General features: G+C 73.7%; 15 protein-coding genes. 5 read left to right on the forward strand and 10 right to left on the reverse strand.

Translation table 11 applies throughout. The annotated features are described in order from the left end of the window. The first annotated feature begins 200 nt into the window (after positions 1–200). The 5 genes from KV557_RS11550 to KV557_RS11570 are packed head-to-tail and all read left to right on the forward strand — an operon-like array spanning position 201 to position 4,175. Positions 201–1,160, forward strand: a complete 960-nt coding sequence (locus KV557_RS11550; RefSeq protein ID WP_218199740.1) for a metal ABC transporter solute-binding protein, Zn/Mn family — start codon at positions 201–203, stop codon at positions 1,158–1,160. Beyond that, entirely contained in the window at positions 1,157–2,014 is an 858-nt protein-coding gene (locus KV557_RS11555) for a metal ABC transporter ATP-binding protein (protein ID WP_218199741.1), read from the forward strand. Before KV557_RS11550 ends, KV557_RS11555 begins: the two co-directional genes overlap by 4 nt. Continuing rightward, a complete protein-coding gene (locus KV557_RS11560; RefSeq protein ID WP_308129856.1) occupies positions 2,005–2,892 on the forward strand; it encodes a metal ABC transporter permease in 888 nt (295 codons plus the stop codon). The genes KV557_RS11555 and KV557_RS11560 overlap by 10 nt, the downstream gene beginning before the upstream one ends. Next, positions 2,889–3,731: a metal ABC transporter permease gene (locus KV557_RS11565; RefSeq protein WP_218199742.1), complete on the forward strand. Its 843-nt coding sequence runs from the start codon at positions 2,889–2,891 to the stop codon at positions 3,729–3,731. The genes KV557_RS11560 and KV557_RS11565 overlap by 4 nt, the downstream gene beginning before the upstream one ends. A 21-nt stretch (positions 3,732–3,752) precedes the next feature. Continuing rightward, positions 3,753–4,175 carry a Fur family transcriptional regulator gene (locus KV557_RS11570; protein WP_218199743.1) on the forward strand — a complete coding sequence of 141 codons (423 nt, stop codon included), beginning with the start codon at positions 3,753–3,755 and terminating at the stop codon, positions 4,173–4,175. A gap of 41 nt (positions 4,176–4,216) precedes the next feature. Here KV557_RS11570 and KV557_RS11575 read toward each other — a convergent pair whose 3' ends face one another. The 10 genes from KV557_RS11575 to KV557_RS11620 form a co-directional block, all read right to left on the reverse strand. Beyond that, complete coding sequence (locus tag KV557_RS11575; protein WP_308129857.1) at positions 4,217–5,788, reverse strand: multicopper oxidase family protein; 1,572 nt, start codon at positions 5,786–5,788, stop codon at positions 4,217–4,219. Between the two features lie 126 nt (positions 5,789–5,914). Further along, on the reverse strand, positions 5,915–6,736 hold the full coding sequence (locus KV557_RS11580) for a TIGR03943 family putative permease subunit (protein WP_218199744.1): 822 nt from the start codon (positions 6,734–6,736) through the stop codon (positions 5,915–5,917). Further along, positions 6,733–7,746, reverse strand: a complete 1,014-nt coding sequence (locus tag KV557_RS11585; protein ID WP_218199745.1) for a permease — start codon at positions 7,744–7,746, stop codon at positions 6,733–6,735. The genes KV557_RS11580 and KV557_RS11585 overlap by 4 nt, the downstream gene beginning before the upstream one ends. A 157-nt stretch (positions 7,747–7,903) precedes the next feature. Next, the gene (locus KV557_RS11590) at positions 7,904–9,661 is read right to left on the reverse strand and encodes an ABC transporter ATP-binding protein (RefSeq protein WP_218199746.1); all 1,758 of its coding nucleotides are present in this window, start codon (positions 9,659–9,661) and stop codon (positions 7,904–7,906) included. Then, positions 9,658–11,478 (reverse strand): ABC transporter ATP-binding protein, encoded by a 1,821-nt coding sequence (locus tag KV557_RS11595; RefSeq protein ID WP_308129858.1) that lies wholly within the window; start codon positions 11,476–11,478, stop codon positions 9,658–9,660. Before KV557_RS11595 ends, KV557_RS11590 begins: the two co-directional genes overlap by 4 nt. Continuing rightward, positions 11,471–13,078 carry a (2,3-dihydroxybenzoyl)adenylate synthase gene (locus KV557_RS11600; RefSeq protein WP_218199747.1) on the reverse strand — a complete coding sequence of 536 codons (1,608 nt, stop codon included), beginning with the start codon at positions 13,076–13,078 and terminating at the stop codon, positions 11,471–11,473. The genes KV557_RS11595 and KV557_RS11600 overlap by 8 nt, the downstream gene beginning before the upstream one ends. 40 nt (positions 13,079–13,118) lie before the next feature. Continuing rightward, entirely contained in the window at positions 13,119–14,408 is a 1,290-nt protein-coding gene (locus KV557_RS11605; RefSeq protein ID WP_218199748.1) for a salicylate synthase, read from the reverse strand. 8 nt (positions 14,409–14,416) lie between these two features. After that, the gene (locus KV557_RS11610) at positions 14,417–19,879 is read right to left on the reverse strand and encodes a non-ribosomal peptide synthetase (protein ID WP_218199749.1); all 5,463 of its coding nucleotides are present in this window, start codon (positions 19,877–19,879) and stop codon (positions 14,417–14,419) included. Next, entirely contained in the window at positions 19,876–21,255 is a 1,380-nt protein-coding gene (locus KV557_RS11615; RefSeq protein WP_218199750.1) for an FAD-binding oxidoreductase, read from the reverse strand. Before KV557_RS11615 ends, KV557_RS11610 begins: the two co-directional genes overlap by 4 nt. Beyond that, positions 21,246–21,974, reverse strand: coding sequence for a VOC family protein (locus tag KV557_RS11620; RefSeq protein ID WP_218199751.1), 729 nt, complete (start codon positions 21,972–21,974; stop codon positions 21,246–21,248). Before KV557_RS11620 ends, KV557_RS11615 begins: the two co-directional genes overlap by 10 nt. Position 21,975: the final 1 nt, after the last annotated feature.

A 21,975-nucleotide genomic window follows, 5' to 3' on the forward strand; every position in this document is an offset into this window, starting at 1 on the left:
TCCCGCCGGCGGGACTCGGGCGGTCCGCCATGTCGGATACGTGTTGACGGCCGAGCGGCCCGGCGAAGTCAAGGCTTGGCAATGATTTTCATATCAAATCCGTCGCCGCCTGGTCATGAAAACCATGTTCACCTAGTCTGTGGATCGTCATCGAATCCGGCGCTGCCGGAGACCCTCCTCTCCCAAGGAGCACCACAGCCATGCGCATCTCCCTGCCCACGCGCTCGCTCAGACTCGCCCTCGCCGCCGCGGTCGCCGCGCTCGCCGCCACCAGTGCCTGCTCCACCACCTCCGCCAAGACCTCCGCCGACGCCAAGGCCGGCGACGGCAAGAGCGGTGGCGGCGTCGTCCAAGTCGCCGCCGCCGAGAACTTCTGGGGTTCGATAGCCGGTCAGCTGGGCGGCGACCACGTCAAGGTCACCAGCATCATCACCAACCCGGACACCGACCCGCACGCCTACGAGCCCACCGCCAACGACGGCCGCACCGTCGCCGGTGCCAAGTACGTCATCACCAACGGCGCCGGCTACGATGCCTGGTCGGACAAGCTGCTCGCCGCCAACCCCGCCGACGGTCGCACCGCGCTCAAGGTCGGCGACCTGGTCGGCGTCAAGGAGGGCGGCAACCCGCACCAGTGGTACTCCCCGGAGAACGTCCACAAGGTCATCGACAAGGTCACCGACGACCTCAAGAAGCTCGACCCCGCCGACGCGGCCTACTTCGACCAGCAGAAGTCCACGTACCTGACCAAGACCCTGGCCCCGTACGACAAGCAGATCGCCGACATCAAGGCCGCCTACGCCGGCACCCCGATCGGGGCCTCCGAGTCGATCGTCACCCCGCTCGCCGAGGCCCTCGGCCTCAAGCTGCTCACCCCCGAGAAGTACCTCGACGCGATCAGTGAGGGCACCGACCCCACCGCCCAGGACAAGGCCACCGTCGACGAGCAGATCAAGACCAAGCAGATCAAGGTCTACGTCTACAACAGCCAGAACTCCACCCCCGACATCCAGGCCCAGGTGGAGGCCGCCAAGGCGCAGGGCATCCCGGTCGCCACCGTCACCGAGACCCTGGCCCCCGCCGACACCCCCTTCCAGGACTGGCAGACCACCCAGCTCCAGGGCCTCGCCGCGGCGTTGAAGCAGGCGACCGGCAAGTGACCGCGACTCCGGCCGGCCTCGCCGTGAACCCCGCACCCGCCTCCGCATCCGACCCCGGGCCGAGACCGGTCCTCACGCTGCGCGGCGCGGCTGCCCGCGTGGCCGGCCGGACGCTCTGGTCCGACGTCGAACTCACCGTATGCGAAGGCGAGTTCACCGCCATCCTCGGCCCCAACGGGGTCGGCAAGTCCACCCTGCTCAAGCTCCTGCTCGGCGCCGTCCCGGCCGCCGCCGGCCGGGCCGAGACCCCGCCGCCCACCGCCATCGGCTACCTGCCGCAGCGCCGCAGCTTCGACCCCACCGTCCGGGTCCGCGGCCTGGACGTCGTCCGCCTCGGCCTCGACGGCCACCGCTGGGGCGTCCCGCTGCCCGGCCTCGCCCGCGCCCGCCGCCGCGCCGAACGCGAGCGCGTCGAGGAGGTGGTCGAGCTGGTCGGCGCCACCGCCTACGCCCACCGCCCGATCGGCCAGTGCTCCGGCGGCGAACAGCAGCGCCTGCTGCTCGCCCAGGCGCTGGTCACCCGGCCCCGGCTGCTGCTGCTCGACGAACCGCTCGACAGCCTGGACCTGCCCAACCAGGGCGCCGTCGCCGCCCTCCTCGGCCGGATCTGCCGCACCGAACGGGTCGCCGTCGTGATGGTCGCCCACGACGTCAACCCGATCCTCCACCACCTCGACCAGGTGGTGTACCTCGCCCAGGGCCGGGCCGTCTCCGGCACCCCGGCCGAGGTGATCACCTCCCGGACGCTCAGCGGCCTGTACGGCTCCCCGGTCGAGGTGCTGCGCACCGCCGGCGACCGGCTGATCGTGGTCGGCGTCCCCGAGGAGTGCGGGAGCTGCGGACCGTGCTGCTAGCCGACGCCCCCGTCCTCAGCTGGGACCTCACCGCCGATCTGCGCGAGATCTGGTCCTACGCCTTCATGGTCAACGCATTCCGCGCCGCCACCGTGGTCGCCGTCGTCGCCCCGGTCGTCGGCTGGTTCATGGTGCTGCGCCGTCAGACCTTCGCCGGCCACACCCTCTCCGTGGTCGCCTTCCCAGGGGCCGCGCTCGCCACCCTGCTCGGCATCTCCACCACCTTCGGCTACCTCGGCGCCTGCCTGGCCACCGCCCTCGTCATCGCCCTGCTGCGGGACGCCGGACGGCCCGGCGGCGCCCAGGAGTCCGCGGCCACCGGGATCCTCCAGGCCTTCGCCCTCGGCTGCGGCTTCCTCTTCGTCACCCTCTACCACGGGCTGCTCGGTGGCCCCCAGGCCCTGCTCTTCGGCACCTTCCTCGGCATCACCGACCAGCAGGTCCTGCTGCTCGCCGCGGTCGGCGCCGCGGTGCTCGCCGTCCTCGCCCTGATCGGCCGCCCGCTGCTGTTCGCCACCCTCGACCCCGAGGTCGCCGCCGCCCGCGGGGTGCCCGTGCGGTGGCTGAGCGCCGGCTTCCTGCTGCTGCTCGGCGCCGCGACCGCCGAGGCCGGGCAGATCACCGGCAGCCTGCTGGTCTTCGCCCTCCTCGTCATCCCGGCCGCCACCGCCCAGCAGCTCACCGCCCGGCCCGTCCGCGGCGTGCTGCTCGCCGTCCTGATCGGACTGGCGGCGAGCTGGCTCGGGCTGTTCGCGGCCTACTACTGGCCCTACCCCCTGGGATTCCTCGTGACCACCGTCGCCTTCACCGGCTACCTGCTCGCCCACGCCGTCCGGGCCGCCGGCAGGTTCTCGCGCACCGCGGCGGTGCCGGCATGACCGGCGTCCTCGGCCAGGCGTTCTTCCAGCACGCGCTGCTGGCCGGCACCGCGATCGCCCTCGCCTCCGGCCTGGTCGGCTACTTCCTCGTCCTGCGCGCCCAGACCTTCACCGGGGACGCGCTCAGCCACGTCGCCTTCACCGGCGCGATGGCCGCCCTGGCCGGCGGGTACGACCTGCGGCTCGGCCTGTTCGCGGCCACCATCGGCGTGGCCCTCCTGCTCGGTCTGCTCGGCCGCCGCGGCCGGCCGGACGACGTCGCCATCGGCGCCCTGTTCAGCTGGATCCTCGGCCTCGGCGTCTTCTTCCTGACCCTCTACACCACCACCCGCAGCGCCACCGGTCAGGGCAACGCCGGGATCTCGGTGCTGTTCGGCTCCATCTACGGCCTGGACGGCGCCCGCACGCTCACCGCCGTCCTGATCGCCGCCGGGATCAGCGCCGCCGTCCTCGTCCTGGCCCGGCCGCTGCTCTTCGCCACCCTGGACGAGGCCGTCGCCCGGGCCCGCGGCGTGCGGACCGGGGCCCTCGGCCTCGCCTTCCTCGCCCTGGTCGGCGCCTGTGCCGCCGAGGCCACCCAGGCCGTCGGCTCGCTGCTGCTGCTCGGCCTGCTCGCCGCCCCCGCGGGCGCCGCCCTGCGGCTGACCGACCGCCCGTACCGGGCCCTCGCCCTCTCGGCGGCCCTCGCCGTCCTGGACGTCTGGGGCGGCCTGTTGCTCAGCGCGGCCGCGCCCCAACTGCCGCCCAGCTTCGCCGTCATGGCCATCGCCACCCTCTGCTACACCGCCACCTACGCCGTTCGGCGCACCCCCACCGCAGCCGCCGCCGACCCGGCCTGACGCCCCCCACCGGAGGACACCATGCCGAGGACCCGCCGAATACCGGTGCCACCCTGGCGGGACACCCCGCAGCGCCTCCAGGTGCTGCGCGCCCTGGCCGCCCGCCCGGGCTTCAGCAGCGCCAAGCTGCTGCACGCCCGGATGGCGGCCGACGGCTGCGAGGTGGGGCTCAGCACGGTGTACCGGGCGCTGGCGGCGCTGGTCGAGGCGGGCCAGGCCGACGTCGTCCGGGACGACAACGGGGAGCGGCTGTTCCGGCACCGCGGCGAGGAGCAGCACCAGCACTACCTGGTGTGCCGGCACTGCGGCTTCGCGCTCGCCCTCGACACGGACGAGATCGAGACGTGGGCCGACCGGATCGCCCGGGAGTCCGGCTTCGCCGACGTCCGGCACACCGTCGAACTCGCCGGTGTCTGCACCGAGTGCAGCGCCGGCCCGCTCTGATCGGGAGCCACCGTGTCCTTGCCCGCCGCCCCGGCGCCGGTTCAGCGGACGACGTCGATGAAGCTCATCATGCCGTGGTCCTCGTGGGCCGCGATGTGGCAGTGGAACATCCACGCGCCGGGGTAGTCGGCGAACTGGACCCGGAACACGACCTTGCCGGGAACGCCGTCGACCGCGTGCGGGACGGGGACGGTGTCCTGCCGGTGGGTGTAGGGCTGAGCCACGCCGTTGACCGACATCACCTGGAAGGCGTTGGTGTGAAGGTGGAAGGGGTGGTCCTCGCCGGAGTGGTTGACGACGGTCCACTCCTCGACCGTGCCGATCCTCGCGGGGGTGGCGAAGACGGAACGGTCCATCGTGAACTGCTCGCCGTTGATGTAGAAGGTGTTGCCGTCGGCGCTTTCGGACAGGTCGACCGTGCGGCGCCGGGCGACCGGCTCCGCGGAGAGGTCGGCCGGCGCGGTCGGGACGGCGCCGGAGAGGTCCGGCAGGCGGTGTGCGGGGCGGCCTTCGACGTTGACGGTGGCCAACGGCGTGTCCGGGTACGCGTCGCCCTGCGGGCCGTTGCTGTACGCGACCGTGCGCAGCATCGTGCGGCCGGGGCTGCCGGTCGCGGTGACCAGGACGTCGTAGCGCTTGCCCGGCGGCAGCAGCAGGCGGTCGGCGGACGTCACCCGGGCGACCGGGGTGCCGTCCTCCCCGATGACCGTGAAGTGGTAGCCGTCCAGCTGGAGTTGGTAGAAGATGTCGGCCCCGGCGTTGGCCAGCCGCCACAGCTGGGTCTCGTTCGGTCGCATCGACAGCACTGGCCGCAGCTGCCCGTTGACCAGGCGTACGGCCGGGTCGTTGGAGTTGATCGCGGTGGTGGCGGTGTTCTGCGCGATGTGCCCGGTCGGGTCGAGTTGGACGTCCTTGAGGACGAACGTGTGCGCGGTGATGTTCCGCAGGTCCGCCGGGAGCAGGGTGCGGTCGTCCCCGACGATCAGCGCGCCGGACAGTCCCGCGAAGATCTGGTTCTCCACGTCGCCGGGCATGAAGCCCATGCCGGAACCGCCCGTCGAACCCGGCACCGGACAGGTCGTCCCCATCGCGTGGCTGTGGTACCAGAAGGTGCCCTGGGCGTGGTCGGCGGGGATCTCCAGTCGGTACGTGGTGTCGGCGCCAGGTGCCACGCAGAGGAACGGGTCGTCGGACCGGCCTTCCGGGGAGACGTGCAGACCGTGGAAGTGCAGGTTGGTGGCGACCGGCAGGCGGTTGACCAGCTGGATCGTGACGGTCGAGCCGGGTCGCACCCGAATGGTCGGGGCGGCGAACGATCCGGTGTAGGACTCGCCGTACACCTCGCGCCCGGAGACGTCGAACCGGGTCCGGGCGGCGTCCAGAGTGATGGTCAGATCCGGGCCGGCGTGGGCCGGGTCGTCGACGGCCTGCGCGACGGCGGGATCACGGAAGGGCATTCCCGGGCGCATGCCCTTCTCCTGGTCGGCGACCGACGGCGGCTGCGGCGTGCCCGCCGTGGGGACAACCGGCGGGATTGCCGGGGAGACCGCCAGCGCCTCGGTGCCGACCGCGGCCGAGAGCAGGAGCGCCACCGCGGTCAGGGCGTGGAACACCCCTCTGGTACGCCGTAATTGCCGCCGTTGGACTTCGGCCGCCGATCCTCTGCCGTCGGACATCAGTTCTCCGTATTCAGGTGGTGAGTGAGGGTGGGTGGTGCGGACGTGCGTCCCGGCCGCCGCTCAGCTGTCCGAGGGCGGCAGGTCGCGGTACGGCGCGCGCGGCTGGGGGACGGTGTGCTGCTCGGTGACGTCGAGGCGGGGCGCGGTGTTGGCGGGGGCGTCGGGGACGGGGTGCCAGACGCCGGTCAGGTCCACCCAGGTGTCGGCCGCCGGGGCCGGGCCCGGGGCGTGGACGAGGACGCGCAGGCGGCGGGCGTCGGCGGCGCAGCAGCTGACCACCAGGCGGTTCAGGTACCACTCGTCGGGCCCCGGGCCCGGGGCGACGAAGCCGGTGAGGCGGACCTTGCGGTTCTCCAGGCTCTTCTGCGGGTCGTGGCTGCGCCCGATGAACTCGGTGAGCGACATCGGGGTGGGCACCGACACGGCGGGGGCCTGCGGGGCGAGGTCGGCGTAGTTCGTCTTCTCCATCGTGGCGTCCGCGCCGTCCCGGGAGGCGGTGAAGGAGCCGAGCGCCGGCGGGGTGAAGCAGAGCAGCAGGACGGCGGGCACGGTCAGCAGCCATGCCACGCGGGGGCCGTGGTCGTGCTCGTGCTCGTGCTCGTGGGCGTGGTCCTCTGCGGCCGCGGGCCGCTGCCAGACGGCGTTGCCCTCGGCGTCCCGGCCGAACCGCATGACGGGTTCCCGCCGCCGCGCCGTCAGCCGGTTGACCAGGCCCGCGATGCCGACCCCGAGCAGCACCAGCCCGGAGGCGATCAGCGGGTAGCGCAGGCCCTCCTTGACGTACTGGAGGAAGACGTCGCTGCCGAGGCTGATCCGCAGCAGCGCGATCCCGACGAGGGCGATGAGTAGCGAGGGCGCGAGGCCGCGGACGACGGTCTTCACAGGAGGATCCCACCGATCACGATGCTGGCGACGAGCGCGACCACGAAGGTCGCGGAGGAGAACCGGGCGGCGAAGCCGCGGCCGAAGGCGCCGGACTGAAGGGCGATCAGTTTCAGGTCGACCATCGGGCCGACCACCATGAAGGCCAGCCGGGCGGTGGGGGAGAAGCCGGTGAGCGAGGCGGCGACGAAGGCGTCCGCCTCGGAGCAGACCGCGAGGACCACGGCGAGCCCGGCCAGGACCGGGATGCCCAGCCACGGCGAGTCGTTGAAGGTCTGCAGGATAGAGGGCGGCACCAGGACGTTGAAGGTCGCGGCGGCGGCCGCGCCGACCACCAGGAAGCCGCCCGCGTGCAGGAAGTCGTGCTGGAGGCTGCGGCGGAACTCGTCCAGCGGGTTGCGCCCGGCGGCGCCGTGGTGGTCCGGGGCCTTGGGCAGGCGCAGCCACTCGGGCCGGCCGAACGCGACCCAGAGCCAGCCCATGACGACGGCCGTGAGGAGCGAGGCCACCAGGCGGGCCAGCACCATCTCGGGCCTGCCGGGGAAGGCGATCGCGGTGGCGGCCAGTACCACCGGGTTGACGGCCGGGGCGGAGAGCAGGAACGCGAGCGCGGCCGCCGGGGCGACGCCGCGCTTCATCAGGCTCCCGGCCACCGGCACGGACGCACACTCGCACCCGGGGAGGACGGCCCCGGCGATGCCGGCGACGGGGACGGCGAGCGCCGGGTTCTTCGGCAGCACTCTGGTGAACACTCTGGCGGGGACGAAGGCCGCGATCGCCGCCGACACCACCGTGCCCAGCACGAGGAACGGGACGCCCTGGACGACGATCGCGACCAGCAGGGTCCGCCAGGCCCGCAGCCCGCCGGTGTCCCAGGCCGCGGCCACGGCGACGACCGCCGCCACCGCGGCCGGCGGCCCTCCGACCAGCAGCGCCGGCCGCCGGCGGGGCGGGGTGACCGCCGGTGCCGCCGTGAGGTGCCGGACGCTGCCGAGACTCGTCTCCACCATGGTGACCGCCCCTCAGCCTGCTCGCCGCGGGTGTGCGGCAAGTTCTGTCTGCTCACCGTCATAACGGGCGAGCGCTGGCCAGGGTAGCGGTGATAATCACTTTCATCTAGAGTCCGTACGGACGATCTCTCCGTGGACGACTCAGGCCGCGGACGGTTCAGACCGGGTCGGAAGCGGGCAACTGCCAGCGGCGCGCGGCCTGCTGGGCGGCCCACATCCGGGCGTAGCGGCCGTCCGCGTCGGCGAGCAGCTCGCCGTGAGTGCCGCGCTGGACCACCCGGCCGCCGTCCACGACCACGATCTGGTCGGCGCCGACCACGGTGGACAGCCGATGGGCGATCACCACCACCGTCCGTCCGGCGACCAGGCGTTCGACCGCCTGCTGCACCACCACCTCCGACTCGCTGTCGAGCGCGGCCGTCGGCTCGTCGAGCAGCACCACGGGCGCGTCCTTGAGGATGGCCCGGGCGATCGAGATCCGCTGCCGCTCGCCGCCGGACAGCGCGGAGCCGATCTCGCCGACCCGGGTCCCGTACCGCTGCGGCAGGCGCTCGACGAAGTCGTGCACGTTGGCCGCCCGGGCCGCCGCCTCGATCTCGGCGTCGGTGGCGTCGGGGCGGGCCATGGCGATGTTGGCGCGGATGGTGTCGTCGAAGAGGTACACGTCCTGGAAGACCACGGCGAGGTGGCGCAGCAGGTCGTCGGGGTCCATCGTGCGCAGGTCCACGCCGCCGAGGCGGACGGTGCCCTGCTGCGGGTCGGCGTAGCGGCTGATCAGCCGGGTGACGGTGGTCTTGCCGGAGCCGGACGGGCCGACGAGTGCGGTCAGGCTGCGCTCGGGCACGGTGAGGTCGAACTCGCGGAGTGTGGGCCGCTGTTGGCCGTCGTAGCCGAACGTGACCTGTTCGATGCGGAGTTCGAACCCCTTGGGGTCCGTGCCGCCGGGTTCGACGGGCAGGGCGGGCAGTTGCAGGACCTCGTCCACCCGGGCGAGCGCGGCCTCGGACATCTCGAAGAGCTTGGTCATCACGGCCGCCATGCTCAGCGGTTCGGCGAACCGGGCGGCGGTGACCACGACGGCGACCAGCAGGCCGGCGGAGAGCCGGGCGTCCAGGACGAGCGCCGCGCCGACCGCCACCAGCGCCACCAGGGCCAGCCGGACGAGGAGTTGGGCCGCGGCGAGCGGAACGGCGGCCGAGCGGTTCGCGGCCGACTGGGTGTGCTGCTGGTCGGTCAGGACGCCGGTCAGCCGGGGCGAGTCGGCGCCCGCCTGGCCGGTGGCGCGCAGCACCGGCTGCCCCTGGACGTACTCGACGATCCGGTTCGCGGCGGCGGCATCGGCCTCGTCCACCGCGTGGAAGCCCGCGTTGGAGGCGCGCTGCACCCGGCGCACCAGCGGGAGCGCTGCGCCGACCGCGGCGGCCAGCACCAGGCCGAGCCGCCAGTCCAGCAGGGTGATGACCAGGCCGAGCACCACCGGGACGGTGACCAGCTGGACGAAGAGCGTGGACAGGGTGGAGACGGCGGTGGCTGCGGCGGTGGCGTTGGCGCCGACCACCGAGGTCAGGTCGCCGGCCGCCCGGCGCGCCAGCTCCTGATGGGGGATCGCCCGGAGCCGCTCGCCGAGGCGCAGGCGGGTGGCCTCGGTGACCAGGTGCCAGTAGCCGTAGGTGAAGCCCAACTCGCGGACCCGCAGGGCTCCTTCGGCGGCGACCAGGGTGGCGAGCAGACCGGTCCAGAGCCAGGCCCGGCCGGTGTCGACCGGGTCGTGCGTCAGCTCCGCGAGCAGCGGGACGAAGCACGCGTAGGCGGCCGCCTGGGCCAGGCCGGCGGCGACGGAGATCCGCAGGGTGCGGCGGAACTGCGGCGCGTAGGGGCCGGCGGCCGCGAGCATCAGGCGCAGGATCCGCTTCATCGGGCGGCCTCCGTTTCGGTGGTGGCTGCTCGGCCCTCGGTGGTGCCTGCTCGGGCGAGCCCCCAGTCGGCGGCCCGGTCGTGGCGGGCCCAGAGGCGGGCGTAGCGGCCGTTCGCGGCGAGGAGTTCGGCATGGCGGCCCTGCTCGACGATCCGGCCGGCGTCGAGGACGGCGATGTGGTCGGCGTCCGTGATGGTGCCCAGCCGGTGGGCGATGACCAGCACCGTCCGGCCGCGAGTGAGCCCCGCCACGGCCTCCTGGATGGCGGCCTCGCTCTCCGGGTCGGCGAAGGCGGTGGCCTCGTCGAGGACGACGACGGGCGCGTCGGAGAGGATGGCGCGTGCGATGGTGATCCGCTGGCGCTGCCCGCCCGAGAGCCGGGAGCCGCGCTCGCCGACCTCCGTGCGGTAGCCGTCCGGCAGCTCGTCGACGATGAAGTCGTGGGCGGCGGCGGCCTTCGCGGCGGCCCGGACCTCCGCGTCGGTGGCGTCCGGGCGGGCGAGCCGGACGTTCTCCTCGACCGTCCCCGCGACCAGGAACGGCTCCTGGAACACCAGGGCGACGTGCCGCAGCAGCACGTCCCCGCGGATGTCGCGCACGTCCACCCCGCCGATGCGCACCGAGCCTGCGGTGACGTCGAAGAAGCGGGGGATCAGCCGGGCGACCGTCGACTTGCCGGAGCCGGACGGGCCGACCAGCGCGCACACCGCCCCCGCGGGGATGTGCAGGTCGATGCCGTCCAGCGCGGGCTCGGTGCGCTCGCCGGGGTAGCGGAACGTGACGTCCGTCAGGGTGACGGAGGAGTCCGCGGGCTCGCGCGGGTGCTCCGGTTCGGGCAGCGGCGGGGTGTGCAGCAGCTCGGTGATCCGGACGGCGCCCGCCTTGGCGTCGTTGAGGAGGTTGGCCAGGTGCATCAGCGGGGAGACGGCCTCGACCGGCATCGCGCCGATCATCAGGGCGAGCAGCAGGTCGGTGGTGGAGATCCACCCGGCGGCGCGCATCGGCACCGAGGCGGCGACGAGGACGAGGAGCGTCGGAAGCGGCACCACGAACAGCTGGTTGACCACGCCGGAGGCCCGCGAGGTGGCGATCCACGCGGCCACGGCCGCGGTGAACTCCCGGACGGAGGAGGTGAATCGGCCGACGGAGGCCCGGCCGTCGTCGAAGGTGCGAACCACCGGCATGCCCTGGACGAACTCCACCACCGCCGCATTGACCCGCTCGTTGGCGGCGTTGTAGCGGGCCCGCTGGGCGGCGTGGTCCCGGGTCAGCAGGGCGAGGCAGACCATCGCGACCGGCACGACGACCAGCACCGCGAGCAGCAGCCGCCACTGGACGACGCCGAGTGCGAGCAGCGCGGCGATCGGCTGGGTGATGCCGGAGCCGACGAAGGGCAGCGCGTCGGCGACGGCGGCGTGCAGGGCCTTGACGTCGTCCTGGACGATCTTCTTGATCCGCCCGGAGCTCAGCCGCTGCACCTCGCCGAGCGGCATCCGGGCCAGGGCGTCGGCGAGGTGGCGGCGCAGGGCCACCTCCAGGTCGTAGCTGGCCTCGTGCGCCACGTGTTCGGCCAGCCAGCGGGCGCCGAAGGAGATCAGGAGTGCGGCGAGGGCGCCGGTCGTCTGCATCACTGGAAATGACGGATCGTCAGTGAACAGCGATCCCGTCGCGTAGGCGGCACAGACGAAGCCCGCCACCGCCGCACAGCCGGCCAGCACGCCGAGCAGCGCCGCCAGGCGCAGTCGGGTGCGGACGGCGGGTTCGGTCGCCACCAGGGCGGAGAGTGCCTTCAGGCCGCCGGGTTCGGGCTTAGCCACGGTCGGACTCCCTGATGAGCATGGCGAGTTCGCGCCGGTTGACCTTGCCGAGTGCGGTCCGCGGGAAGGCGTCCAGCACCACCAGCCGGTCCGGCAGCTTGAAGGCGGCGAGGCCGCGGCCGGTGAGGTGGGCGTTGAGCTCGGCCCGGGTGGGTGCGGTGCCGTGCGCGATCACGCAGGCGCAGCTGCGCTCGCCGAGGGCGTCGTCGGGCACCCCGACCAGCGCCGCGTCGTGCACGGCCGGGTGGGCGAGCAGCAGGTTCTCCACCTCCTCGACCGGGACCTTGTCGCCGCCCCGGTTGATCACGTCCTTGACCCGGCCCTCGACCATCAGGTGGCCGCCGGGCAGTCGGCGGACCAGGTCGCCGCTGCGGTAGAAGCCGTCCGGGGTGAAGGCGGCGCGGTTCGCCTCGGGCGCCCGGTAGTAGCCGCGGATCGTGTACGGTCCGCGCACCAGCAGCTCGCCGGTCTCGCCGGGCGGCACCTCGCGGTCGTCCGGGCCGACGATCCGCAGCTCGTCGTGCGCGGCCAGCGGGCGGCCCTGGGTCTCCAGGACGGTCTGGTCGGGGTCTTCGGGCCGGGTGTAGTTGAGCAGGCCCTCGGCCATGCCGAACACCTGCTGGAGGGCGCAGCCGAGCACCGGGCGGACCCGCCGGGCGGTCTCGGCCTTCAGGCGTGCCCCGCCGACCTGGAGCAGCTCCAGGCTGCTCAGGTCGGCCAGACTCCACTCGGCGGCCTCCAGCCAGAGCAGTGCGAGCGGCGGGACGAGCGCCGTCGCGGTGATCCGCTCGCGCTCGATCAGCGGGAAGGCGTCGTCCGGGCTCGGCGTCGGCGCGAGCACGACGGTGCCGCCCACGGCCAGGGTGCCCAGCACACCGGGGCAGGCGAGCGGGAAGTTGTGGGCGACGGGCAGCGCCGCGAGGTAGCGGGTGTCCGGGCCGAAACTGCACAACTCGGCGCTGGCGGTGGCGTTGTAGGCGTAGTCGTCGTGGGTGCGCGGGATGAGCTTCGGAGTGCCGGTGGTGCCGCCGGACAGGAGCAGCAGCGCGACGTCCGAGGGCGCCGGGCCGTCCAGCGGCACCGGCTCGGCGTCCACCGCGTCGAGGGCGGTGAACTCCTGGGGGACGCCGACGACGAGCACCTCGCGCAGGGTGGGCTGTTCGGCGCGGAGAGTGCGGGCGAGCGCGCGGTGGTCGTACCCGAGGTGGACGTCCGGGACGACGTACGCGACGGCTCCGGACAGCCGTGCCAGGTGCGCGAGTTCGGTCTCCCGGTGCGCGGGCAGGGCGAGCACCGGGATCGCGCCGAGCCGGAACAGGGCGAAGCAGAGCGGCACGAACGCGGCGACGTTCGGCAGCTGGACCAGCACCCGGTCGCCGGCGGCGAGCCCGCGGTGGTGCAGCCCGGCCGCCAACCGGTCGGCGCGGTCGTCGAGTTCGGCGTACGTCCAGCGGTGGTCGCCGGCCACGACGGCGAGGCGGTCGGGTACGGCCAGCGCCCGCTCGCGCAGCAGCGAGCCGAGCGTGCGGCCCCGCCAGTAGCCGAGCGCGCGGTAGCGGTCCGCGAACTCCGGCGGCCAGGCGGTGAATCCGTCGAGCATGAGGGCCTTTCCTGAGGCGAGGCGAGGTGGGGTGAGTGGTTCAGCCGGTGGCGGGGACGACGTAGGGGGCGACGGCGGCGAGCTTCTCGCAGGTCTCCTCGTACTCCCGGGCCGGGCGCGAGCCGGCGACGACGCCCGCGCCGGCCCGCAGCCAGGCCCGGCCGTCGCGCTGGTAGACCGCGCGCAGCACGAGCGCGGCGTCGAGCGAGCCGTCCGCGCCCGCCATCAGCACCGTCCCGGAATACAGGCCGCGCGGCTGCTCCTCCAGTTCGGCGATCAGCCGGTAGGCGGCGGCCTTGGGGATGCCGGAGGCGGTGACCGGCGGGAACACCGCGCCGAGCGCGTCCCAGCCGGTGCGGCCCTCGGCGAGCGAGGTGGCGACCCGGGAGGCCAGGTGCTGGACGCTGCCGCGCCGCTGGACGGTCATGAACTCCCGGACGTGGGTGGTGCCTTCGCGTCCGACCGTGTCCAGCTCGGCGACCGCGAGGCGGACCGAGGCCGCGTGCTCGTAGACCTCCTTCGGGTCGGTCAGCAGCTCCGCGCGCAGCGCCTCGTCGGTCTCCGGGCGGCCGGTGAGCGCCCGCGTGCCGGCCAGCGGCTGGGTGGCCGCGTACCCGGTGGCGTCCGCCTCGACGACCGTCTCCGGGCTGAACCCGGCGGCCTGCCAGCCGCCGAGGTCCAGCAGGAAGGAACGGGCGGGGGTGTTGTGGCGGCGGCCCGCCAGGTAGGTGGCGGTGAGGTCGACCCGGAACGGGACGGGGACCGGGCGGGAGACGATCGCCTTCTCCAGCCGCCCGCGCCCGATCTCGTCCACCGTGTGGGCCACCGCGCCCTGGTAGGCGGAGGCGCCGCTGCGGATGTCCACCGGGACGGGGTCGCAGGTGTGCTGAACGGCAGGCTCGGCGAGCAGCTTGAGGGCGGCCTCCAGCTCGCCCGGGTCCACCGCGCGGACCGCGACTTGCTCGGCGGTGATCTCGAACTCCAGTCGCGGAACGACGAGATGGGCGAGCACCTGGCCGTCGGCGGGCGGCTCGGGGGCGGCCAGCTCGAAGCAGGCCCAGCCGTAGGCGCGCCAGTCGGCGACGGGCGTGCGCTCCAGGGCCTGGGCGACCTGCGGCCAGGGGGTGGCCGACCAGGGCCGGTCGAAGCCGTCCGTGGACCACACCCGGTGGGCGTCGACGCGGAGTTCGACGAGTGCGTCCCCGGCGACGTGCCAGCGCCCGTCGCGCTCGTAGACCAGGTACTCGCCGAGCAGCCCGGAGCCGGTGAGCCGGGCGACGACCGCGAGCGGGTCGAACGGGCCCTGGACGGTGGCGTGTTGGTACTGCATGGTGCTCCTCACGGGGTGGTGCTGCTGTTCTCGGTGCCGCTGTTCGTGGTGCCGCTGCTCTCGGTGCTGCCGCTCGCGGCGGTCCGCAGCGGGGCGGCGATCAGGTCGGCGACGGCGCGGGCGTTCTGCTCCTCGATGCAGCTGAAGTGGTTGCCCTCGATGTCCGTGACGGCCAGCTCGCCGAGGCAGACGTCCCGCCAGAAGTCGAGCGTGGTGCGGTCCATCCCGGGGGCGAAGCCGGAGGAGCCGCGCGGGCGCAGGAAGCGGATGTCGCCCGCGTACGGGGGCGGGGTGAAGCGCGCGGAGCGGAAGCTCTGGCGGAACACCCGGAACATGCCCTCGGCCAGCTCGGTGGGCAGCTCCTGGCCGGTGGCCGCGGCCGCGGCGCGGGCGTAGCGGGCGAAGCGTTCGGTGCGGGTGTGCCCGGTGAGGCTGCGGAAGTACGCGGCGGCGGCGTCGAGTTCGGGATCACCGCCGACGTCGAGCAGGGAGCCGTCCGGGACCTTGCCGCCGTGGCGCTCGATCACCTGCATGAACCCGCGCAGGACGGCGTCGGGGTCGACCGGGCCGAAGCCGGACTCCGCGAGCGAGATGTGCAGGTTGGGGAGGAACAGCAGCTCCAGCATCAGGTCGTCCTCGACGTCGAAGACCACCGGGTGGCTGCTGGCGAGGATCAAGTCCTCTACGACGACGCCGCGTTCGTCGAGGCGGCGGGCGACCTCGGTGGCGTACAGGCCGCCGAGGCAGTAGCCGACCAGCTGGACCCGGGTGTGGCCCTCGGCGAGCAGGCGTTCGGCGTAGTCGTCGGCGGCTCGCTCGATCACCTCGGCCGGGTCGAGGGAGCAGTAGTGGTCGGTGTCGTCGATGACGATGCCGAGCACCGGGCCGAGGTCCTGGGCGACCAGCTCCTTGGCGAGCGGGCGGTAGCACTCCATCGTGCCGAGGCCGGCGTGGAAGAGGACGCGCAGGCGGCCGTCGCCGCCGGTGCTGAAGGGCACCAGCACGGCGTTGCTCGACTCGGAGCGGCGGCCGGTGAGTTGAGCGCTTTCACTCGGTGCATTTCCACGCAGGAAGGCGGCGAGTTCGGCGATGGTGGGCTGGTTGAGCAGCTGGCGCAGCAGGGTGTCGAAGGGCAGGTCGGTGGCCTGCGGCAGCTCCTCCCGCAGACGCCCGGCCGTGCGGGCCATGATGAGGGAGTCGGCGCCGCGGTCGTAGAAGTTGTCGGTGCGGCCGATCGCGGGTACGGCCAGCGCGTCGGCCCACAACTCGGCCAGCCGGGATTCGAGTTCGTCCGCCGGAGCGGCTGTGCTGCCGGACTCCGCAGTGGTGGTGGCCGGGCGCCAGGTGCGCAGCGTGGCGCGGTCCACCTTGCCGTTGCCGGTAAGCGGGAGGGCGTCGGCCACCTGGAGATGCGAGGGCGCCATGTGGGCGGGCAGTCGCTCGGCGAGGTGGGCGCGCAGCTCGGGCTCGGTGACCGGCGTGCGCTCGGCCTTCAGTCGGGCGGCGAACAGGTGCACGGCCTGTGGGGCGAGGACGTGGCCGTCCTCGGGGAGGGTGAGCACCTGGTGGGCGCCGGCCTTGGCGAGCAGGTGGAGCCACTGGTCGCGGTCGAGGTAGGACGGGCCGTCGGCGCGCAGGTCGTCGTCGGGGGCGGTCATCAGGAACGCCTGGGACGCGAGGATCCACGGGTGCTCCCGGGTGGGCTCGGTGAGCACCAACCAGCCGCCGGGGGCGACGAGTTCGGCGAGCCGGGCGAGGGCGGCCGGGATGTCCCGGGCGTTCTCCAGGACACCGGCGGCCAGGACCACGTCGAAGGAGTTCGGGGCCAGGCCCTGGGCGCGGTGGTCGCGGTCCACGTCGAACACGCCGAAGCGCACGCCGGGCCGGTCGCCGAAGCGGGCCCGGGCCTCGGGGAGGAAGAACGGCGCGGCGTCGGTGAAGAGGTAGTCGGTCTCGGTGCCCGCCAGGGCGTTCAGCACGTCGGTGGTGGTGCCGCCGGTGCCGGCGCCGGCCTCCAGGACGCGGAGGCGGCCGGTGTGCTCGGCCGCTATCCGCCGGAAGAGGGTGGCCACCGCCCGGTTGAGGTAGCGGGCGGTCGCGTTGTCCCGGTAGAGCGCGGTCGTGGTGGCGAACGAGCCGTCGGGGTAGAGGAGTTCGAGCGGGTCCTGGCGTCCGGTCAGCAGCGCGGGCAGGTGGTCGGCGTTGCGGCGCAGGTAGGTAGGGAACTCGGGCGAGCCCAGCTCCGCCGTCCAGGCCTGCTCGGCGAGGGCCCAGCGATCGGCGGCCGTCGTGGCGTCGACGGTGCCGAGGTCGGTGCCGTCGAGGACCGCCCGCCAACGGTGGGCGAGCCAGCGATGGCGGTCGGCGACCCCGTCCGTCCGCTGGTCGGCCTGGGTGTCGGTCGGGGTGTCGGCCTGCGCGTCGACCTGCTGGAGGGCCAGGGCCATCGAGGTCAGCACGGCCCGGTCGAGCAGTTCGACGGCGTTCGCTACGGTGGCGTGGTCGAGGCCCGGGATCGCCGCGTCGGCCTCGGTGCCTACGGTTTCGAGCAGGGCGGTGGCGTCTGTGGCGTTCGTGGTGTGCGCGGCGTGCGCGGTCCGGGCGGGCTCGACGACGGCGAGTAGCCCCTCGCCGTCCACCACGACCCCGGCCGCCGCGACGGCCGGGTGGGCGAGCAGCGCGGCTTCGATCTCGCCGAGCTCGATCCGGTGGCCGCGCAGCTTGATCTGGGTGTCCTCGCGGCCCAGGAACTCGATCTCGCCGCCCGGCAGGTAGCGGCCGAAGTCGCCTGTGCGGTACAGCGGTTGGCCGTCCTTGGGGTGGGTGAGGAAGCGCTCGGCGGTGGTCGCCGGGTCACCGAGGTAGCCCTGGGCCAGGCCGGCGCCGGTGATGAACAGCTCGCCCGCCGTCCAGACCGGGCGGTCGCGCAGGGCCGAATCCAGCACCCGGAAGCCCTGGTTGGCGAGCGGCCGCCCGTATGGGATGCTCCGCCAGCCGGGTTCGAGGCCGCGGCAGGGGTGGGCGATGGACCAGATGGCGGCCTCGGTGGCGCCGCCCATGGCGACCACCTCCAGGCCGGGCAGGCGGGTGGTGATCTCGTCAGGCAGGGTGAGCGGCACCCAGTCGCCGGAGAGCAGCGCGAGGCGCAGCGAGGGCAGTGCGAGGGCGGGCTCGGACTCCAGGTAGGAGGCGAGCATCTGCATCATCGCGGGCACCGAGTCCCAGAGGGTGACGCGGTGTTCGGCGATCAGCGCGGCCCAGTGGGACGGGTCGGTGCGGCGGTCGTGGTCGGGCAGGACGAGCGCGCCGCCGGCCGAGAGCGGGCCGAGGATGTCGTAGACGGACAGGTCGAAGCCGAGGTTGGCGAGGCCCAGGACACGGTCCTCGGCGGTGACGCGGTGGCGGCGGTTGATGGCGGTGATCGTGTTGGCGGCGGCGTGGTGGCTGACCACGACGCCCTTGGGGGTGCCGGTCGAGCCCGAGGTGTAGATCACGTATGCGGGGGCGTCGGGGGCGCCCGGCACGATCAACGGGGGTTCTGCGGGCTTGAGTTCGTCCACCGAGATCGCGTCCGGACCGGCGTCCGTCCAGGACTGGGTGAGCACCTGCCGGACGCCGGCATCGGCGAGGATCGCGGCCCGGCGCAGCGGCGGCTGCACGGTGTCGACGGGCAGGTAGGCGGCGCCGGCGAGGAGCGTGCCGAGCACGGCGACGACCTGCTCAGGGCCCTTGTCCATGACGATCGCCACCCGCTCGCCGGGGGTGCAGCCGGCCACGCTCAGCGCCTCGGCGACGGCGGCGGCCCGGCCGGCGAGTTCGCCATAGGTGACGGTGCCGCGCGGGCCGATGACGGCCGGGCGGTCCGGGGTGCGGGCGGCGTGGGCGAAGAAGGCGTGGTGGAGCGGGGCGTCGGGCAGCGGCGAGGCGGTGTCGTTGGCGGCGCGGCGCTCCTCGGCCTGCCAGGCGGGCAGCGGGACGGCCTCGGGGGCGTCCCAGCGGCCGTCGTCGGCGGCCAGGTCGCGCAGCAGGGCCTCGAAGGCGTCGAACATGTCGTCCGCGAGGCCGTCGGGGAAGATGCCCTCGCGGATGTCCCAGTTGACCTGGAGGCCGTCGGCGTCGTCCATGGCCTGGCAGTCAATGAACACCTGCGGGGTCTGGGTGATGCCGAAGCCGTCCAGCCGGCCGGTGGCGCGGCGCTCGGCGGTGTCGCCGGTGAGGCCGATGGCGCTGGTGAACACGACCGGCATGAGGGCGGCCTCCCGCCCGCGCCGGCGGGCGAGTTCGCGCAGCACCTCGACGCCGGAGCAGAGCCGGTGGTCGAGGTCCGCGAAGAGGCGGGCGCCGAGCGACCGGGTCCGTTCGGCGAACGACGCGCCCTCCGTCCAGTCGACGGCGAGCAGGCTGACGGAGGTGAAGTCGCCCACCACCCGGTCGACGTCCGGGTGCAGCGGCAGCCGGTTGAGCACGGTGAGGTTGAGTGTGAACTGCGGGCTGCGGCTCCACCGTTCGAGCACGGCGGCGTAGGCGGCGAGGACGACGGAGGACGGGGTGAGGCCGCGGTGGCGGGCGTGCTCGCGCAGCGCGTCCCAGGCGGTGGTGTCGAGTCTGAGGAAGCGGCGGCGGAAGCGGCCGGGGGTGTCGCGGTCGAGCACGGGCAGGTCGGGTGCGGGCGGTAGGGCGTCGATCCGCTCCCACCAGTAGGTGCGGTCGCGCTGGTGGCGGGCGGACTCGCGCAGGGTTCGCTCGGCGAGCAGGTAGTCGCGGAACTCCAGCTCTGTCGACGGCAGTTCGGTGGCAGGGTCGGCGTGCAGGGCCTCGAACTCGGCGAGCAGGAGCCAGATGCTCGCCCAGTCGGCGATCAGGAAGTCCATGGAGAGGTGGAGGACGGCCCGTTCGTCGCTCCTGGTCACCCGGAGGCCGAACAGCGGCCACTGGTCGGTGCGGTAGACCCGGTGGCCGAAGTCCTCGCGGACGGAGGTGAGTTCGTCCTCGATGCGGTCCTGGCCGGCGCCGCGCAGGTCGGTGGCGGGCACGGCGAGTCGGGGCACCTCGGGCAGCACCCGCTGGGACCCGTCCGGCTCGACGACCGCGCGCAGCATTCCGTGCCGGCGGACCAGCCGGTTCCAGGCCTCCTCCGTCCGCTCCGGGTCGAGGTCCGGGTAGTTCACCTCCAGGTAGACGTGGCACGCGACCTTGCCGTGGCCGAACGCTTCGTTGCGGCCCAGCAGGTAGGCGGACTGGACGTCGGTGAGCGGGAACGGGTCGTGACAGGACTCCGGCGCGGGGACGACGGCGGGCCGGTCGCGCTCCTCGGCGAGGTGAGCGAGCACGGCTTCCTTGGCGGCCTTGAGGCGGTCGCGCAGCTCCTCGGTGAGCGCGCCCTTCGGCGCACGGAACCGGAGTTGGCCCGCGTCCTCCCACAACTGCACTCCGGCATCCTGGAGTTCGGCGATCAGCTCGGTGACGTTCATCGATGGGTGGCCTCTTCGGGTCGCGGGAGGACGGTTCTTGTGGTGAGCGGGCGGATGTTGGCGTTGAAGCGGAACACGTTGTCCGGGTCCCAGACGGTCTTGAGCCGGACCAGCCGCTCGTGGGCGGCGGGCCCGTAGACGGCGCGCACCCACTCGGGCTCGGGGTCGGGCAGGAGGTTGGCGTACGGGCCGAGGGCGACGGGCTGGAGCGCCCGCCAGCCGTCCCGGGCCGGGCGAAGGTGGGCGGGGCTGTCGGGCTCGCCGTACCACTGGGCGCAGATCTCGGCGAACCACCGGGCGTCCCGGTGGGTGTAGGCGGTCGGCCCGGCGGGCGCGCGGCCGATCGCCCCGCCGAGGGCGCCGAGCACGATGGAGAGGTTCGGCCCGCCGGACGCCCAGCGGGCGAGCAGGTCGTCGATGGTCGCATCGGACAGGTCGGCCAGCAACTCGCCGCGGTTATACACGTGTTGGCGGGTGTGGTCGGGAGGGGAGGGGAGCAGCCGCTGGTACGCGGTGTACGCCATCGGCCGGACGGCGTCGGCGAGCGGCATCGGCGTGCCGTACCGCAGTGGCCCGAGCACCTCGTCGGCGCGCGCCGGGTCGCCGAACCACGTGGGGATCAGCACCACCGAGCGTTCGAAGTGCAGGTGCTCGGGGACGAACGGCAGCGGCGGCGCCGTCCAGATGAGGATGACCAGCGAGGCCTGGTCAGGGGCGGTGGCCAGCCAGTCGCGGGCGGTGCGGAGCACGGACGGGGCGTGCTCGGCCGGGTGGACCAGGGGCCCGGCGACCACGCCGCTCACCGGGTGCAGCCGGAAGCCGAACCGGACGACGACGCCGAAGTTGCCACCTCCGCCGCGCAGGCCCCAGAACAGCTCCGGGTGCTCGTCGGCGCTCGCGCGCACCCGACGGCCGTCCGCGGTGACCAGGTCGAAGAAGAGCACGTTGTCGCTGGTCAGCCCGTACTGCCGGGACAGGTCGCCGACCCCGCCGCCCAGGGTGTGGCCGGCGATGCCGACCTCGGGATTGCGCGGCCCTGGCAGGGCGAGGCCGTGGCGCTGCGTGGCCGCGTCCAACTCGCCCCAGAGGAGGCCGGGTTCGGCTTCTGCTGCGCGCGCGTCGGGGTCGACGGTGACGCGCTTCATGGTGGAGAGGTCGAAGACCACGCCGCCGTCGCAGGTGCCCCAGCCGGCCACGTTCGCCCCGCCGCCGCGCACGGCGACGGGCAGGCGGTGGCGGCGGGCGTGGGCGAGGGCCTCCTGGACGTCCTCGGGGGAGGCGCAGCGGGCGATCGCAGCGGGGCGGCGGTCGGCGCGGGCGTTGCGTACGCGGCGGGCGCGGTCGTAGTCGGGGTGGTCGGGGGTGATCAGCTGCATGCCGGGCTCCGTTCGAAGACCGCGCCGTGGACGGTCGCCGGGTCGATCTCACCCGTGAGGCCCGCGAGTTCGACGGAACGGACGGCGGTGCGGGCGGCCGGCTCGGCGGCCAGCCAGGGGTCCGCGCCGGCCAGGGTGTCGAAGGCCTTGCGGTCCCGCTCGGCCACGTCGAAGCGGACGCGGGTGATGCTGTGGGCGCCGTTCGGGTGGGTCACGGTGGCGGGGCGCTGGGGAGGATCGTAGGCAGAGACGACGAACGGGAGGTGGGGGCGCGGGGCGAGGAACTGGTAGCGGACCCGGGTGCCGTCGGGGGTGATCCGGCGGCCCTTCATCACGCGGGACCCGGGGATGCCCGTCTCCTGCAACGCGAGGTGCGCGCCGACCAGGTCGGTCTCCTCGGTCTCCAGCGCGACATCCCGCCAGCCCTCGCCGGGCGCGGCCCAGCGCGCCAGCCGGGCGCCGGCCGGCGCTCCGTAGGCAAGGCCGAACGGCAGGCGGAGCAGGCCGAACCGGCGTGGCAGCTCGAAGAGTTCGATGAACGGTCCGGACTCGAACCAGATCAGCGCGTTGTGCGCCTTGGCAGGGGTGCTGCCCCAGGTCACGGTGAAGCCGGCCGCGGCGAAGTCCGCGACGGCGGTGCGGATGTCGTCGACCTTGCAGAGAATGTGACTGCACGTCAGATCGATGGTGTTGTGGTGGTGGCGGTGTTTGGTGCTCATT

Source organism: Kitasatospora aureofaciens, assembly GCF_019192735.1.
Classification (GTDB): Bacteria; Actinomycetota; Actinomycetes; order Streptomycetales; family Streptomycetaceae; genus Kitasatospora; species Kitasatospora aureofaciens_A.

Bases quoted from the DNA above. Each gene is read 5' to 3' on its own strand.
- KV557_RS11550 (WP_218199740.1), top strand. From the start codon at position 201: ATGCGCATCTCCCTGCCCACGCGCTCGCTCAGACTCGCCCTCGCCGCC.
- KV557_RS11565 (WP_218199742.1), top strand. From the start codon at position 2,889: ATGACCGGCGTCCTCGGCCAGGCGTTCTTCCAGCACGCGCTGCTGGCC.
- KV557_RS11570 (WP_218199743.1), top strand. From the start codon at position 3,753: ATGCCGAGGACCCGCCGAATACCGGTGCCACCCTGGCGGGACACCCCG.
- KV557_RS11585 (WP_218199745.1), bottom strand. From the start codon at position 7,746: ATGGTGGAGACGAGTCTCGGCAGCGTCCGGCACCTCACGGCGGCACCG.
- KV557_RS11590 (WP_218199746.1), bottom strand. From the start codon at position 9,661: ATGAAGCGGATCCTGCGCCTGATGCTCGCGGCCGCCGGCCCCTACGCG.
- KV557_RS11600 (WP_218199747.1), bottom strand. From the start codon at position 13,078: ATGCTCGACGGATTCACCGCCTGGCCGCCGGAGTTCGCGGACCGCTAC.
- KV557_RS11605 (WP_218199748.1), bottom strand. From the start codon at position 14,408: ATGCAGTACCAACACGCCACCGTCCAGGGCCCGTTCGACCCGCTCGCG.
- KV557_RS11610 (WP_218199749.1), bottom strand. From the start codon at position 19,879: ATGAACGTCACCGAGCTGATCGCCGAACTCCAGGATGCCGGAGTGCAG.
- KV557_RS11615 (WP_218199750.1), bottom strand. From the start codon at position 21,255: ATGCAGCTGATCACCCCCGACCACCCCGACTACGACCGCGCCCGCCGC.
- KV557_RS11620 (WP_218199751.1), bottom strand. From the start codon at position 21,974: ATGAGCACCAAACACCGCCACCACCACAACACCATCGATCTGACGTGC.